16 protein-coding genes are annotated in these 14,081 nt (G+C 66.2%); 6 read left to right on the top strand and 10 right to left on the bottom strand.

Going from position 1 to position 14,081, the window contains the following annotated elements; genetic code table 11:
• Nucleotides 1-67: 67 nt before the first annotated feature.
• Both ASG27_RS11325 and orn read right to left on the bottom strand, forming a co-directional pair.
• A complete protein-coding gene (locus ASG27_RS11325; protein ID WP_056416091.1) occupies nucleotides 68-1,942 on the bottom strand; it encodes a DEAD/DEAH box helicase in 1,875 nt (624 codons plus the stop codon).
• Between the two features lie 368 nt (nucleotides 1,943-2,310).
• Nucleotides 2,311-2,904 carry an oligoribonuclease gene (gene orn, locus ASG27_RS11320; RefSeq protein WP_056416401.1) on the bottom strand — a complete coding sequence of 198 codons (594 nt, stop codon included), beginning with the start codon at nucleotides 2,902-2,904 and terminating at the stop codon, nucleotides 2,311-2,313.
• Between the two features lie 86 nt (nucleotides 2,905-2,990).
• Between orn and ASG27_RS11315 the strand changes: the two genes are divergently transcribed.
• From ASG27_RS11315 to rsgA, 3 genes are read left to right on the top strand one after another with little or no spacing between them, the layout of a single operon-like run.
• Nucleotides 2,991-4,298 (top strand): M48 family metallopeptidase, encoded by a 1,308-nt coding sequence (locus ASG27_RS11315; RefSeq protein WP_056416089.1) that lies wholly within the window; start codon nucleotides 2,991-2,993, stop codon nucleotides 4,296-4,298.
• Entirely contained in the window at nucleotides 4,295-4,633 is a 339-nt protein-coding gene (locus ASG27_RS11310) for a 4a-hydroxytetrahydrobiopterin dehydratase (protein ID WP_056416087.1), read from the top strand. The genes ASG27_RS11315 and ASG27_RS11310 overlap by 4 nt, the downstream gene beginning before the upstream one ends.
• Nucleotides 4,634-4,671: 38 nt before the next feature.
• Entirely contained in the window at nucleotides 4,672-5,616 is a 945-nt protein-coding gene (gene rsgA / locus ASG27_RS11305) for a ribosome small subunit-dependent GTPase A (protein ID WP_056416084.1), read from the top strand.
• Nucleotides 5,617-5,792: 176 nt separating this feature from the next.
• On the opposite strand, the gene ASG27_RS11300 is transcribed toward rsgA, so the two are convergent.
• From ASG27_RS11300 to rpsP, 6 genes are all read right to left on the bottom strand, one after another.
• Nucleotides 5,793-6,779 (bottom strand): CobD/CbiB family protein, encoded by a 987-nt coding sequence (locus ASG27_RS11300; protein WP_056416081.1) that lies wholly within the window; start codon nucleotides 6,777-6,779, stop codon nucleotides 5,793-5,795.
• Nucleotides 6,780-6,981: 202 nt separating this feature from the next.
• Nucleotides 6,982-7,701, bottom strand: coding sequence for a CoA pyrophosphatase (locus tag ASG27_RS11295; protein ID WP_442854086.1), 720 nt, complete (start codon nucleotides 7,699-7,701; stop codon nucleotides 6,982-6,984).
• Nucleotides 7,702-7,803: 102 nt separating this feature from the next.
• The gene (gene rplS, locus ASG27_RS11290) at nucleotides 7,804-8,199 is read right to left on the bottom strand and encodes a 50S ribosomal protein L19 (RefSeq protein WP_056416077.1); all 396 of its coding nucleotides are present in this window, start codon (nucleotides 8,197-8,199) and stop codon (nucleotides 7,804-7,806) included.
• Between the two features lie 127 nt (nucleotides 8,200-8,326).
• Nucleotides 8,327-9,085, bottom strand: a complete 759-nt coding sequence (gene trmD, locus ASG27_RS11285) for a tRNA (guanosine(37)-N1)-methyltransferase TrmD (RefSeq protein ID WP_056416075.1) — start codon at nucleotides 9,083-9,085, stop codon at nucleotides 8,327-8,329.
• A 35-nt stretch (nucleotides 9,086-9,120) separates the two neighbouring features.
• On the bottom strand, nucleotides 9,121-9,690 hold the full coding sequence (gene rimM / locus ASG27_RS11280; protein WP_056416072.1) for a ribosome maturation factor RimM: 570 nt from the start codon (nucleotides 9,688-9,690) through the stop codon (nucleotides 9,121-9,123).
• Between the two features lie 74 nt (nucleotides 9,691-9,764).
• Nucleotides 9,765-10,016 (bottom strand): 30S ribosomal protein S16, encoded by a 252-nt coding sequence (gene rpsP / locus ASG27_RS11275; protein ID WP_010463504.1) that lies wholly within the window; start codon nucleotides 10,014-10,016, stop codon nucleotides 9,765-9,767.
• 144 nt (nucleotides 10,017-10,160) lie between these two features.
• Here rpsP and ASG27_RS11270 point away from each other — a divergent pair, with 144 nt between their 5' ends.
• Together ASG27_RS11270 and ASG27_RS11265 are read left to right on the top strand one after the other, a co-directional pair.
• Nucleotides 10,161-10,682, top strand: a complete 522-nt coding sequence (locus tag ASG27_RS11270) for a GNAT family N-acetyltransferase (RefSeq protein WP_056416069.1) — start codon at nucleotides 10,161-10,163, stop codon at nucleotides 10,680-10,682.
• Between the two features lie 11 nt (nucleotides 10,683-10,693).
• Nucleotides 10,694-11,140, top strand: coding sequence for a TM2 domain-containing protein (locus tag ASG27_RS11265; protein ID WP_056416396.1), 447 nt, complete (start codon nucleotides 10,694-10,696; stop codon nucleotides 11,138-11,140).
• A 178-nt stretch (nucleotides 11,141-11,318) separates the two neighbouring features.
• Here the strand turns inward: ASG27_RS11265 and ASG27_RS11260 are convergent, their stop codons facing one another.
• Both ASG27_RS11260 and ASG27_RS11255 read right to left on the bottom strand, forming a co-directional pair.
• Nucleotides 11,319-12,329: an inorganic phosphate transporter gene (locus ASG27_RS11260; RefSeq protein ID WP_056416066.1), complete on the bottom strand. Its 1,011-nt coding sequence runs from the start codon at nucleotides 12,327-12,329 to the stop codon at nucleotides 11,319-11,321.
• A 19-nt stretch (nucleotides 12,330-12,348) separates the two neighbouring features.
• The gene (locus ASG27_RS11255) at nucleotides 12,349-12,996 is read right to left on the bottom strand and encodes a DUF47 domain-containing protein (RefSeq protein ID WP_056161892.1); all 648 of its coding nucleotides are present in this window, start codon (nucleotides 12,994-12,996) and stop codon (nucleotides 12,349-12,351) included.
• Nucleotides 12,997-13,406: 410 nt separating this feature from the next.
• Here ASG27_RS11255 and ASG27_RS11250 point away from each other — a divergent pair, with 410 nt between their 5' ends.
• Nucleotides 13,407-14,054 carry a porin family protein gene (locus ASG27_RS11250; protein WP_056416063.1) on the top strand — a complete coding sequence of 216 codons (648 nt, stop codon included), beginning with the start codon at nucleotides 13,407-13,409 and terminating at the stop codon, nucleotides 14,052-14,054.
• The last annotated feature ends 27 nt before the right edge of the window (nucleotides 14,055-14,081 follow it).

Genomic DNA, 14,081 nt, shown 5'->3' with positions numbered 1-14,081 from the left:
TGTTGTGCCTGCATGGCCGGCACCGGCCGAGGCATGCAGAAAGACCCACCTGTCCGGGGGATCTCGCTCAGCGCGCGGGGCGTGCCGGGCGCTTGCGCGCGTCGTGGGCCACGAAGGGCTTGCCGCCACCAGCACCTGCCGGCTTGGCAAAGTCGGGCCGGCGGGGTGCGAAGTCGCCGCGGGGTGCGCCAGCACCTTCGCCGCGTGGCGCAAAGCCAGCACGGCCGGCGTCGCCAAAGCCTGGCTTGCGGCCATAGCCTTCGCCATCACGGCGAGGAGCGCCGGGGGCAGCGCGGTTGCCACCGTCGCGGCCTGCAAAGCCACCACCGAAACCGCCACGGTCGTTGCCACCGAAGCCACCGCGGTCATTGCCGCCAAAGCCGCCACGGTCGTTGCCGCGTGCAGGGCCACCAAAGCGGCGATCACGGCCGTGGCCGCCATCACGGCCTTCGAAACCACCACCACCCGAACGGCCACGGCCGCCGAAGTCAGCGCGTGGAGCCTGGGGCGCGCGCTGTGCGGGTTCCATGCCAGGAATCACTTCCGGCTTGAATTGCTGCTTGCTGTACGACTCAATGTCGTAGATCTTGCGGCGATCGCGGAACTCGGCAAACGTGACAGCCAGGCCGTCGCGGCCAGCCCGGCCGGTACGGCCGATGCGGTGGGTGTAATCCTCGGCCTTCATGGGCAGGCCGAAGTTGAACACGTGCGTGATCGTGGGCACGTCGATACCGCGTGCTGCCACGTCGGTGGCTACCAGGATCTGCACCTGGCCGCTGCGCAGCGCCATCAGGCGGCGGTTGCGCAGGCCCTGGCTCAGGGCGCCGTGCAACGCAACGGCGGAGAACCCGTCTTGCTGCAGGTCGTTGGCCAGGCCGTCGCACTCCACCTGGGTGCTGGCAAACACGATGGCCTGGTTGATGGTGGTGTCGCGCAGCCAGTGGTCGAGCAACTTGCGCTTGTGCTGTGCGTTGTCAGCCCAGTGCAGGATCTGCTTGATGTTGGCGTGCTTGGCCTGTGGCGAGTCGATGGTGACCTTTTGCACCGACGAACCGCCGTCGTGCATCACACGCATCGCCAGCTGCTGGATGCGCGGCGCGAACGTGGCGCTGAACATCATGGTCTGCTTGCGCTGGGCGGTCAGCTGGTTCAGTTCGGCCAGATCGTCCGAGAAGCCCAGGTCGAGCATGCGGTCGGCTTCGTCGACGACCAGGAACTGCACCTTGTCGAGCTTGATCTGCATCGAGCGCTGCAGGTCCAGCAGGCGGCCGGGAGTGGCCACCACCAGGTCGGCGTTCTGCAGCTTGGCGATCTGCAGTTGGTAGGGCATGCCGCCCACCACGTTGGCCACGCGCAGGCCACGGCAATGCTTGACGAGGTCGATGGCGTCATGCGCCACCTGCTGCGCCAGTTCCCGCGTGGGGCACAGGATCAGGGCGCCAGGAGTGGCGGCCTTGAAATTGCGCGAGCTGGTGGGATCCTTGCGCTTGGCGCGCTTGGGAGCGGGTTCGCCACGCTCGGCGGCTTCGGCCACGGAACGCTCGAAAGCGGCGCGCTCTTCGGCTTCGGCAGCAGCTTGCTGGTTGATCAGCGTGTGCAGCACGGGCAGCAGGAAGGCTGCGGTCTTGCCGGAGCCCGTCTGGCTGGAAACCATCAGGTCGATGAAGTGCTTGGCATCGGCGCCGGCACCCATGGCCAGGGGGATGGCCTTGAGCTGCACGCTGGTGGGCTGGGTGTAGCCCAGGTCGGCCACAGCCTGCACGAGTTCAGGCGCCAGGCCCAGCTCGACAAAGCCGTTGGGCTGGGCCGTCACGGCCACTTCTGCCTCGGCGGAAACAATATCCGCCACGGCGTCCAGAGGGGAAGACTGCACGGAAACGTCGGCAGCAAAGGAAGTATCTGCAGGCGCGAATTCGCCCTGCACCAAAGAGGTGTCGGTCATGATTTTTCTCTCACGAAGACGGTCGCGGGCGCTGCCTACGATTGGCTTCGTCAAATGGTTAAAAAACATCAACCATCAAACGAAACCTGCGCTGGCGCTGAAGGCCTGAGCGGGTGGGCGTTATTCGCCAGTCCTGCACTGTCTGGTGACAGTCGGCTGGCAAGCCCGGTGTGTGAGGGGAGATGCACAAACTGCGCGGGATTCCTGCGCAGCCAGCGATTATCGCACGATTAAGGGTTTCCCCGCAATACCCTTTTTTTGCGGTGTGGGGAGTGGCATGCCGAACCCTGCGCGGGCCCCGCCGCCAGCAACGCTGGGCCTGGCCTTGCCAGCCGCCCTCGCAACGGGGCGCTGCGGCAGCTCAGGGCTCAGGGCGCCTTCACCTCCACGGCCAGCAGGTGCTGGCGGTAGTGCGCCAGCTCTTCGATGGATTCATGCACGTCGGCCAGCGCCGTGTGCTTTTGGGCCTTCTTGAAGCTGGTATAGGCCTCGGGCTTCCAGCGCTTGGCCAGTTCCTTGAGCGTGCTCACGTCCACGTTGCGGTAGTGGAAGAACCGCTCCAGCTTGGGCATGTAGCGCACCAGAAAGCGCCGGTCCTGCCCGATGCTGTTGCCGCACATCGGGGCCACGCCCTTGGGTACGTACTTCGCCAAAAAGGCGAGGATCTGCTGCTCGGCGGCTTCTTCGGTCACCGTGGAGGCCTTCACCTTGTCGATGAGGCCGCTGCGGCCGTGCGTGCCCTTGTTCCACGCGTCCATGCCGTTGAGCAGTTCGTCGGACTGGTGGATGGCGAACACGGGCCCTTCGATGCGGGGCTCCAGGTGAGGGCCGGTCACGACGACGGCGATCTCCAGCAGGCGGTCGGTGTCGGGCTCGAGGCCGGTCATTTCACAATCGAGCCAGACGAGGTTCTGGTCGGACTTGGCAAGCACAGGTGTGGGGGTGGGTGGGGCTTCGGACATGGCGCGCATTGTCGCCGATGCCCCCGTTGCCGACAGGTACAGCGCGCCACCCTGGCGCGCCGCCGCCCGGTAAACTCTGAGCCCACATGCCCATCACCGACGACCTTTCTCCTTCCCTGCTGCTGACGCTGGCGTTCGCCGCCGCGCTGTCATTGGGGCTTGTCATCAAGCTGTGGCTCGCCTCCCGGCAGATCCGCCACGTAGCGCGCCACCGGGACGCAGTACCCGCACCCTTCGCGGAACGCATCCCGCTGGCCGCGCACCAGAAGGCGGCCGACTACACCGTGACCAAGGCCCGCCTGGGGCTGCTGGAGATGTCGCTGGGCGCCGCGGTGCTGCTGGGCTGGACGCTCTTGGGCGGCCTGGATGCGCTGAACCAGGCGCTGCTGGGGCTGATGGGCGGCGGCATGGGGCAGCAACTGGCGCTGCTGGTCGCCTTTGCCGCCATCGGTGGCCTCATCGACCTGCCGCTCTCGCTGTACCAGACCTTCGTGGTGGAAGAGCGCTTCGGCTTCAACAAGATGACCTGGCGGCTGTGGCTGGGCGACGCCGTCAAAGGCCTGCTGGTGGGCGCCGTCATCGGCCTGCCGATCGCGGCCATGATCCTCTGGCTCATGGGCGCTGCGGGCCCGCTGTGGTGGCTGTGGGCCTGGTGCTTCTGGATGGGGTTCAACCTGCTCCTGATGGTGGTCTACCCCACCTTCATCGCCCCGCTGTTCAACAAGTTCCAGCCGCTCGAAGACGAATCGCTCAAGGCCCGCGTGACGGCGCTGATGCAGCGCTGCGGCTTCTCGGCCAAGGGCCTGTTCGTGATGGACGGCAGCCGCCGCAGCGCGCATGCCAATGCGTACTTCACCGGCTTTGGCGCCGCCAAGCGCGTGGTGTTCTACGACACGCTGCTGCGCCAGCTGGCCCCGGGCGAGGTCGAGGCCGTGCTGGCCCATGAACTCGGCCACTTCAAGCACCGCCACATCATCCAGCGCATCGTCACCATGTTCGCCCTGAGCCTGGCGGGGTTCGCGCTGCTGGGCTGGCTGTCCACCCAGGTGTGGTTCTATACGGGCCTGGGCGTGCGTCCCAACATCTCGCTGGACCCGGCCATGGCCGCTGCGCCCAACGACGCCCTGGCCCTGCTGCTGTTTCTGCTGGTGGTGCCGGTGTTCACCTTCTTCATCTCGCCCCTGTTCTCGCAACAGTCGCGCCGCCACGAGTTCCAGGCCGACGCCTATGCCGTGGCCCAGTCCAGCGGCGCCGATCTGTCCTCGGCCCTGCTCAAGCTGTACGAGGACAATGCCTCCACCCTCACGCCCGACCCGGTGTACGTGAAGTTCTACTACTCGCACCCGCCCGCCACCGAGCGGCTGGCACGCATGCAACCTACCGCCCAACCATGACAACCTCCATGCTCAAGAAAAAAGACTGGTCCACCCAGACCCGCCGCGCGCTGACCGCGACCGAAGTGGTCGCCAACCTGGCCAAGGTCGAGGGCTGGAAGCTCACCGGCGACGGCGCCGATGTGGCGATCGAGAAGACCTACCATTTCGCCAACTACTACGAGACCATCTCGTTCGTGAACGCACTGGCCTTCGTCGCCAACGCGCAGGACCACCACCCCGACCTGTCGGTGCACTACAACCGCTGCGTGGTGCGCCTGAACACCCACGACGTGCACGGCATCTCTTCCACCGACTTCGAGTGCGCGACCCAGTTCGATGCGCTCGTGGCCTGACTGCAGCCGCCGCCGCATGACACCCCACCCCCACCACCATGGCTGAGCGCAGCGCCCTCATGGAAGGCACGGTGGTTGCCAGCCACGGGCGCCACTGCATGGTCGAGACCCCCGACGGCGAGCGCCGCATCTGCCACCCCCGGGGCAAGAAAAGCCAGTCCGTGGTGGGCGACCGTGTGCTGTGGCAAGCGCCACCGCCCGGCCAGGGCGACGAGGGCACCATCGAGAAGGTGCAGCCGCGGCGCAACCTGTTCTATCGGCAGGACGAGATCCGCACCAAGTCGTTCGCCGCCAACCTGGACCAGGTCCTCATCCTCATCGCCGCAGAGCCCGTGTTTTCGGAAAGCCAGCTCGCACGCGCGCTGATTGCCGCCGAGGCCGAAGGCATCCAGCCCATCATCGGCCTGAACAAGAGCGACCTGGTGGAGCCCTTCGCCCGTGCCTGGGAGCGTCTGGTGCCTTACCGCCACATGGGTGCGGGCAAGCACTATGGCGTGCTGCCGCTGTCGCTGACCCTGTCGAGCGAAGTGGACCGCGCCCTGCTGATGGAGCACCTTCAAGGCAAGACCACCCTGGTGCTGGGCCCCTCGGGCTCGGGCAAGAGCACGCTGATCAACCTGCTGGTGCCAGGCGCCACGGTGCTGACGGGCGAGATCTCGCAGGCGCTGAACTCCGGCAAGCACACCACCACCAGCACGCACTGGTACTGGATGGACAAGGAGCGCACCACCGCGCTGATTGACTCGCCGGGCTTTCAGGAATTCGGCCTGCACCACATCGCCCCCATGCAGCTGGCCGCGTGCATGCCCGACATCGCCGAGCACGCCACCCACTGCAAGTTCTACAACTGCACCCACCTCCACGAGCCGGGCTGCGGCGTGCTGGACGCAGTGAAACTAGGCCCTTCCGCAGGCGGGATAAGCCCCACACGCTACAAAATCTATAGCGACTTGTTCGAAGAGCTGAGCCACACCCGGTATTGACGCGGCATTGACGGGTATGGGGGCCTGCGCGGCGCCAGAGACGGCGCTACAGCGCATCGGCGCGCACCGCCCTTCGAAAACGCACGCCCCACACCAGCGCACCCGTGGAACTGGCTTTGCCAGGCCACCGGGTGCGTCCCCCTTGGGGGAAGCCGGGCAGCGGCTCAGGGGGCTTACTAACCCAGCAGCCGCGCCAGGGTCAGCAACGCCAGCAGCAGCATCCACACCACCACGGACCGCCACACCAGGCCCACCACGCTGCGCAGATGGCCCACCTCGGGCTCGCGGCCGGGCGTGGAATCGCTGTCGCCCAGATCGGCGTCGATCTCCAGGCCCTGGGGCGCATGCAGTTCGGTGCGGGCCTTCAGCGCCTCGCCGCCCAGGCGCACATTGATCGCGCCGGCGGTGGCGGCGAGCACCACACCATCGTTGTCATTGGGAAAGCGCTGCGCATGAAAGCGCCAGCCTTCGATGGCCTCTTCGAAGCTGCCGACCACCGCAAAGCTCAGCGCCGTGAGCCGGGCCGGCAGCCAGTCGACCACCGTCCAGGCCTGTGCCGATGCCTGCTGCAGCGAGGCGCTGGCCGGCTGGGCGCCGGTGCGCTGTTTGTAGTGCCAGTAGCGCGACACGAACTCGGCCAGGCGGTACAGCACGGCGCCGGTAGGGCCCAGGCCCAGCGCGGCCAGGACCGAGAACCAGGCCAGCACGCCGAACACATGGCGGTGCGCCGCCAGCACCGAATATTCGATCACGTGGCGCACGATCTCGCTGCGCGGCAGTACCCCCACGTCCACTTGCTGCCAGTGCGCCAGCCGCTCGCGGGCCGCCTCTTCATTGCCCTCTTCGAGCGCATCGCGGATGCCCGTGAAGTGGTGGCTGAACTGCCGAAACCCGAGCGTGACGTACAGCACCGCCACGCTCCAGAGCACTGCAAATGGCCACCCCAGACCCCACAGCAGCAGCCAGTGGATCGCCAGCGTGACAAGGGCCGGCACCAGCACCGCCAGGCTCCAGGCCACCCAGCCGTGGTGCGGCTTGCCCGCGTCGAAATTGCGGCTCACGGACAGCGCCCACGCACGCAGGCCGGCATGGATGGGGTTGCTGCGTGCCAGCGGGCGTGCCTGCTCGATCAGCAAAGCGAACAGGATGGCGAAGAAACTCATGGGGAGCAATGATACTGGCGCTGAGGCCGCACCAGCACTCCGAGGCGCCCGCACGGGACCCAGGGCGGGGGTGGCTGCTCCGGGCAGGGGAACGATGCCCACAGACGCTGCCACAAGGACCGTGGCCAGACCCACGGCAGCCTGCCTGCTCAGAGCCGGGGCCGGCACAGCGGCCAGCGGCACCGCCGCTCTGCCATGGCGGCTACGCCTGCATGAAACGGTAGAAATTGCGCAGCATGCCCGCCGTGGCACCCCAGATGTGGTGGGTCTTGCGGCCGTCATGGAACGGCATGGAGAACCACTCGCGGTGGATGCCATCGCTGTCGAACACGTGGCGCCGGTGGTTGGCGGGGTCGAGCAGAAAAGCCAGCGGCACTTCGAACAGGTCGGCCACTTCATACGGGTTGGCCTGGAGCACGCACTCCGGCCGCACCAGCGCCACCACGGGCGTGATGATGAACGAAGAGCCCGTCACGTAGGTGGGCAGCGCGCCCAGCACTTCGACGAACTCGCGGTCCAGCCCCACCTCTTCCTGCGCCTCGCGCAGCGCGGTGTCGGCGGGCGTAGCATCTTCAGGGTCGGCACGCCCGCCCGGGAACGCCACCTGCCCCGAATGCGTGGACAGGTGGGCGGTGCGCTCGGTCAGCAGCACCATGGGCTGCTCGCGCAGCATGATCGCCAGCAGCACCGAGGCGTGCGCTGGCTCTCGGTTCATGAACTTCTTTTCCAGCACCACCTCAGGCTCCCACTGCGGCGGGTGTGCAAAGCGTGCCCGCAAGGCCTCGGGTGTCTGGTTGTGCAGCGGCACCGCGGGCAGGTGCGTGTCCACGCCCACGACCGGCACCAGGCGCGGATCGAAATCGGGCAGGCTGGACAGCGGCACGATGACCGACGAGACAGCAGGGGGTGGCGAAGAGTTCACGATGGATGGGCAGGGGTGGGGGACGGCCTCAGAAGCAGAAAAGCCGCTACGGCAGGCGCTGTAGCGGCTTTGTCAGGACTGGGCCAGGCCCACCGGGTCCGATCAGGCGGCAGTCGCGGCTGCAGCGGCAGCCTTGTTGACGCGCTGTGGCAGCTTTTCCTTGATACGTGCCGACTTGCCGCTGCGGTCACGCAGGTAGTACAGCTTGGCACGGCGCACGTCACCGCGGCGCTTGACTTCGATGCCGGCGATCAGCGGGCTGTAGGTCTGGAACGTACGCTCCACGCCTTCGCCGCTGGAGATCTTGCGCACGGTGAAGCCGCTGTTCAGGCCGCGATTGCGCTTGGCAATCACCACGCCTTCGTAAGCCTGCACGCGCTTGCGGGTACCTTCCACCACATTCACGCTCACAATGACGGTGTCACCAGGGGCGAATTCGGGGATGGTCTTGTTCAAGCGGGCGATTTCTTCCGCTTCCAGTGTCTGGATCAGGTTCATGTGAATTTCCTTGGGATCTTGTCCGCGCCAAAAATGGCTGCGTCGGGATTGACGTCTCAGTGTTTCAAAGGGAAGTCCCTGTCGAAACGGCCGGCCAGAGGATCGAAAAGCCTTTGATTATAGCAATTCAGGCCAGCTTGGCCAATACCGCCTCGTCCGCAGGCGCCAGGCGCCCTGCTTTTCGGGCCGCATCGATGAGATCGGGCCGGTGGCGGGCGGTGATGGACAGCCGCTGGTCGCGCCGCCAGCGCTCGATCTGCGCATGGTGGCCGGACATCAATGCGGGTGGCACCGGCTGCCCGGCCCACTCGTCCGGGCGCGTGTAATGCGGGCAGTCGAGCAGGCCGTCCAGCGCCGGGTTGAAGCTGTCGAGCTGGTGGCTGCCTTCATCGTTGAGCACGCCGGGCTGCAGGCGCGCCACCGCATCGAGCAAGGCCATGGCAGCGATCTCGCCGCCGGAGAGCACAAAGTCGCCCAGGCTCATCTGCACGTCGACGTGGGCGTCGATGAAGCGCTGGTCGATCCCCTCGTAGCGCCCGCACAGCAGGATGCCCCCGGTGCTGGCGGACCAGCGCTCCACAGCCGTGTGGTTCAGCGGCTCGCCGATGGGAGAAAAAAGCACCACCGGCGCCTGGTTGTCCGCAGCTTCGCCCCGGTCGGCGCGAATGGCGGCCAGGCACCGGGCCAGCGGCTCGGCCAGCATGACCATGCCCGGGCCGCCACCGAACGGACGGTCGTCCACCCGGCGGTAGTTGCCTTCGGCATGGTCGCGCGGGTTCCACAGGCGCACATCCACCAATCCGCCGGTATAGGCGCGGCGCGTCACGCCGCTGGCCAGGAACGGCGCGAACAGCTCGGGAAACAGGGTGATGACGTCAAAGCGCATGGTGCGCGGCGCGGCGGTACAGCTGCAGCACCGGGTCAGTAGTCGGGCTGCCAGTCGACGGTGATGCGCTTTTCGGGCAGGTCCACCTTGTCGATGAAGGCCGCGACGAAAGGAATCATGCGTTCGAGCGCCTTGCCGTCCTGCTCGTAGGCCAGCACCAGCACGGTCTGCGGCCCCGTGGCCATGAGCTCGCGCACGGCACCCAGTGCCACGCCCTCGCGGTTGACCACGGCCAGGCCGATCAGATCGACCCAGTAGTACTCGTCCGTCGTGGTGGACGGAAAGCTCGAGCGCGGCACGAAGATGCGCGCACCGCGCAGCGCTTCGGCCGCATCGCGGTCGTCGATGCCTTCGGCCCAGGCCACCACCGTGTCGGAATGGTCCTTGGCCTGGCGGATGGACAGCAGCACGGTGCCGGCAAACGCCTTGGCGCCGCGTTCGGAAGGCTGCAGATACCACCGCTTGGCGGAAAACAGCGCCTCGGGGCTGCTGCTGTGCGACAGCACCTTGAACCAGCCCTTGACCCCCCAGGCGTCGGCGATGCGCCCCACTTCGACAGCGTCGGTGGGCAGCTCTGTGGGTTCGAGGGTGAGGTTGGCGGCCATGGCGGTGATTCCAGAATAGGAAAAGGGCGGGTTCCGTCGGCGTGCCGAACGGAACCCGCCCTTTTCAGGGAGCTTTAAGCAGCCTTCTTGGCGGCTTGCTTGATCAGGCGGTCCACGGTAGGCGAGGACTGGGCGCCCACGCTCTGCCAGTACGTCAGGCGGTCTTGCACGATGCGCAGGCCTTCTTCGGTTTCCTTGGCGGTGGGGTTGTAGAAGCCGATGCGCTCGATGAAGCGGCCGTCACGGCGCACGCGCTTGTCAGCAACGACGATATTGAAGAAAGGACGGCCTTTGGAGCCGCCGCGGGAGAGTCGAATGACGACCATGATTTATCCTTCGGGTGGTGAACTTCCGGCATTTGCCGCAAGCCACTGTGTTCGCAACCATATTCGCAACGCTTGAGACACGCGACATGGCCACCCGGCCAGCGACACGCTGCAAAGCCCGCGATTATATCAACTTCTTCCCAAATGCCCACCATTCGTCCCAGTGCCGACAGCGACCTGCCCGCGATCACCGCCATTTACCGACACCACGTGCTCCACGGAACCGGCACTTTCGAGATCGACCCACCCTCCGAAGCCGACATGACAGGCCGCCGCGCAGACGTGCTGGCCAAGGGGTTGCCCTGGCTGGTGGCCGAGCAGGACGGACAGGTGTTGGGCTTTGCCTACGCCAACTGGTTCAAGCCCCGCCCGGCCTACCGGTTCTCGGCAGAAGACTCGATCTACATCGCTGAAGACGCGCGCGGCATGGGCCTGGGCCGCCAGCTGCTGGGAGAGCTGGCAGCGCAGGCAGAAGCCGCCGGCGTGCGCAAGCTGCTGGCCGTGATCGGCGACTCGGCCAACGCTGGCTCCATCGGCGTGCACCGCGCGCTGGGCTTCACCGAGGTGGGCGTCATGCGCTCGGTGGGCTGGAAGTTCGGCGCCTGGCGCGACATCGTGCTCATGGAAAAATCCCTGGGCGCGGGCGACACCACGTCGCCGGAATGACAATGGCCCGCATGAAAAACAAGACTGCGGCGGCCTGGCTCGCCTTTCTCGGCGGGCCCCTGGGCCTGCACCGCTTTTACCTGCATGGGCTGGGCGACCTCATCGGCTGGCTGCTGCCCATCCCCACGGCCCTGGGCATCTACGGCATCCAGCGCGTGCAGCAGATGGGCCAGGACGACCACACGAGCTGGATGCTGATCCCGCTGCTGGGCTTCACCATCGCGGGCTGCGCGCTGCAGGCCATCCTGTTCGCCCTCAAGACGCCCGAGGCCTGGAACGCACGCTACAACCCGGCAGCCGCGCCCGATGCGCCAGCGGGCCAGACGCAATGGATCACCATCGGCGCCATCATCGTTGCGCTGATGGTGGGCACTGCGGTGCTGATGGCGAGCCTGGCGTTCAGCTTTCAGCGCTACTTCGAGTACCAGATCGAGGAAGCCCGCAAGATATCGCAGTGACCGGGTCAGAGCGCTGAGCGGATTGAACGCATTGAGCGCATTGAACGCACTGCGCGCCCCACCAAGCCAAACGCCCCGCGGGACTTGCATCCCGCGGGGCGTTTTCGCTGAATCAGACTTGGTCTCTTGCTACCAATTTAGTAGCGCAGCACCTTAAACCGATCACATAGATCACCGATCAGAAGATCTGCAGGCTGATCCAGTAGGCCACGGCCGCCACGAAGGCACTGGCCGGGATGGTGAGCACCCAGGCCCAGATGATGTTGCCCGCCACGCCCCAGCGCACGGCGCTCGCGCGCTGCGTGGAGCCCACACCCACGATGGCACCGGTGATGGTGTGGGTGGTGGACACCGGAATGCCCAGCGTGGTCGCCAGGAACAGCGTGATCGCCCCGCCCGTCTCCGCGCAGAAGCCGCCCACGGGCTTGAGCTTGGTGATCTTCTGGCCCATGGTCTTGACGATGCGCCAGCCGCCGAACATGGTCCCAAGGCCGATGGCCACGTAGCAGCTCACGATGGTCCAGGTGGGCGGCGACGCATCGCTGGCCGACGAATACCCGGTGGCGATCAGCAGCAGCCAGATGATGCCGATGGTCTTTTGCGCATCGTTGCCGCCGTGGCCCAGACTGTAGGCGCCAGCAGACACCAGCTGTAGCCGGCGGAACCACTTGTCCACCTTGCTGGGCCGCGTGCGCCGGAAGATCCAGGCCACGGCCACCATCATGAGCGAGCCCAGCGCAAAGCCCAGCAGGGGCGACACGAAGATGAATGCCACGGTCTTCAGAATGCCGCCGGAGATGAGCGCACTGGCGCCGGCCTTGGCGATCACCGCGCCCACGATGCCGCCGATGAGCGCATGCGAGGAGCTGCTGGGGATGCCGTAGTACCAGGTGATCACGTTCCAGGTGATGGCGCCCACGAGCGCGCCGAACACCACGTGCGTGTCGACCACGCCGGGCTGGACGATGCCCTTGCCCACGGTGGCCGCCACGCTCAGGTGGAAGATGAAGATCGCGACGAAGTTGAAGAACGCTGCGAACAGCACCGCCTGCGCGGGCTTGAGCACACCCGTGGAGACCACGGTGGCGATCGAGTTGGCAGCGTCGTGGAACCCGTTCATGAAGTCGAACAGGATCGCCAGCGCCACGAGCAGAACCACAACCCAGAGGGCCGTCTGTACGGTTTCCATGCTGGTCAGCCCGCGGGGTTCAGGAGTTCTCGAGGACGATGCCCTCGATGCAGTTGGCCACGTCCTCGCACTTGTCGGTGATGGTCTCCAGCAGCTCGTAGATGGCCTTGAGCTTGATCACCTCGCGCACATCGGGCTCCTCGCGGAACAGCTTGCTCATGGCGCTGCGCATCACGCGGTCGGCGTCGGATTCGAGCTTGTCGATCTCTTCGCAGGTCTTGAGCGCGGCCTCGGCCACGGCGGGGTCGGCGATCTTCTCCAGCAGCTTGACCGCGTCGCGCACACGCTCGCAGCACTTGAGGCTCAGGTCGGTCAGGCGCGTGATCTCTTCCGTCATGTGGCGCACGTCGTACAGCGCCATGGTCTCGGCGGAGTCCTGGATCAGGTCGGCCACGTCGTCCATCGTGTTGATGAGCGTGTGGATCTGCTCACGGTCGATGGGGGTGATGAAGGTCTTGTGGATGGACTTGTTCACCTCGTGCGTCACACGGTCGGCGGCGCGCTCGGCGTTGTCCACATCCTGGTTGTACTTGTCGCGCAGGTGCGGGTCGTTGTAATTGGCCACCAGTTGCGAAAACGCCCGGGCCGCCTCGACGATCCGGTCCGCATGCTGGTTGAACATCTCGAAAAAATTGCCTTCGCGTGGCAACAGCTTGGCAAACAGCATGGGAACTCCTGCAGGGGGATCGGTTTTTTGAAAGAGACAAAGCCATGACAGTGGCATGACTTTTTGGTGACTCTGCGAGTTTAACCGCCCGCCCTTGCTCGGCCCCAGCCGCGCAGAGCGGGCAGCGGCCACCAGAACCCGCGCACGGGCCACGCGCGCAGCAATATGAATCCATTGACGGCCTGCCGCGCTCTGCACAAGCGGCTCCAGCTATCGAATCAATAGCAATCCAGACATGCCCCATTGGCGGCAGCGCACGGATGGTCGGTCCGCTCCTACAAATGTGCGCCACGCGATCCCACAGCCTGCGGCTCGCATGGACTTAGATTGGGTTCTCGCCCAGGCGGCCGGCCACCGGCACTGCTGTGGCGCCCACGAACCGACCCTCGATTTCAGCAAGGACATTCTTCATGAGCACACCTCTCTTTCGCCATGTTCCGCTGGCGCTGGCCCTTGCCGCCTGCACCGCGTTCAGCGCGCAGGCCCAGACCAGCGCACCTTCGTCTTCGTCGTCCAGCGCGGCATCGTCGGGCTGGGGCAGTGGCCGCGGCTCGGTGCTGCCCTACACCCAGGATGGCTACATCGGCATCAACGGGGGCCGCTCCAACTACAGCCTGAGCAACGGTCCTGCGGGCCTCGGGCTGAGCCAGGACGATTCTGGCAACGCCTACAAGATCTACGCGGGCGGGTTCTTTCACCGCAATCTCGGCGTGGAACTGGGCTACCTGAACGCCGGCACGGCGCACCGCCTGGGCGGTGATACCAAGGCCCACGGGTTCAACCTGAGCCTGGTGGGCCGCGCTCCGCTGGGCGAGCAGTTCGACGTGTTCGGCAAGCTGGGCACCACGTACGGCCGCACACGCACCTCCGGGCAGGCCTCGACGGGCGTGGCGCTGGGCAAGGAAGACGGGTTCGGCCTGTCGTACGGCCTGGGCGCGCGCTGGGCCTTCACACCGCAATGGGCGGCGGTGGTGGAGTGGGAGCGCCACAAGTTCAAGTTCTCGGACGGCGACGATTCGGTCAACCTGACGACCGTGGGCCTGCAGTACCGCTTCTGAAGCCGCTGACGCAGGCAGATGCGCGTG

This window comes from Acidovorax sp. Leaf191, from assembly GCF_001424425.1.
In the GTDB taxonomy this organism is placed as follows: Bacteria; Pseudomonadota; Gammaproteobacteria; order Burkholderiales; family Burkholderiaceae_C; genus Acidovorax.
This window is presented reverse-complemented; position numbering and strand designations above follow the sequence as displayed.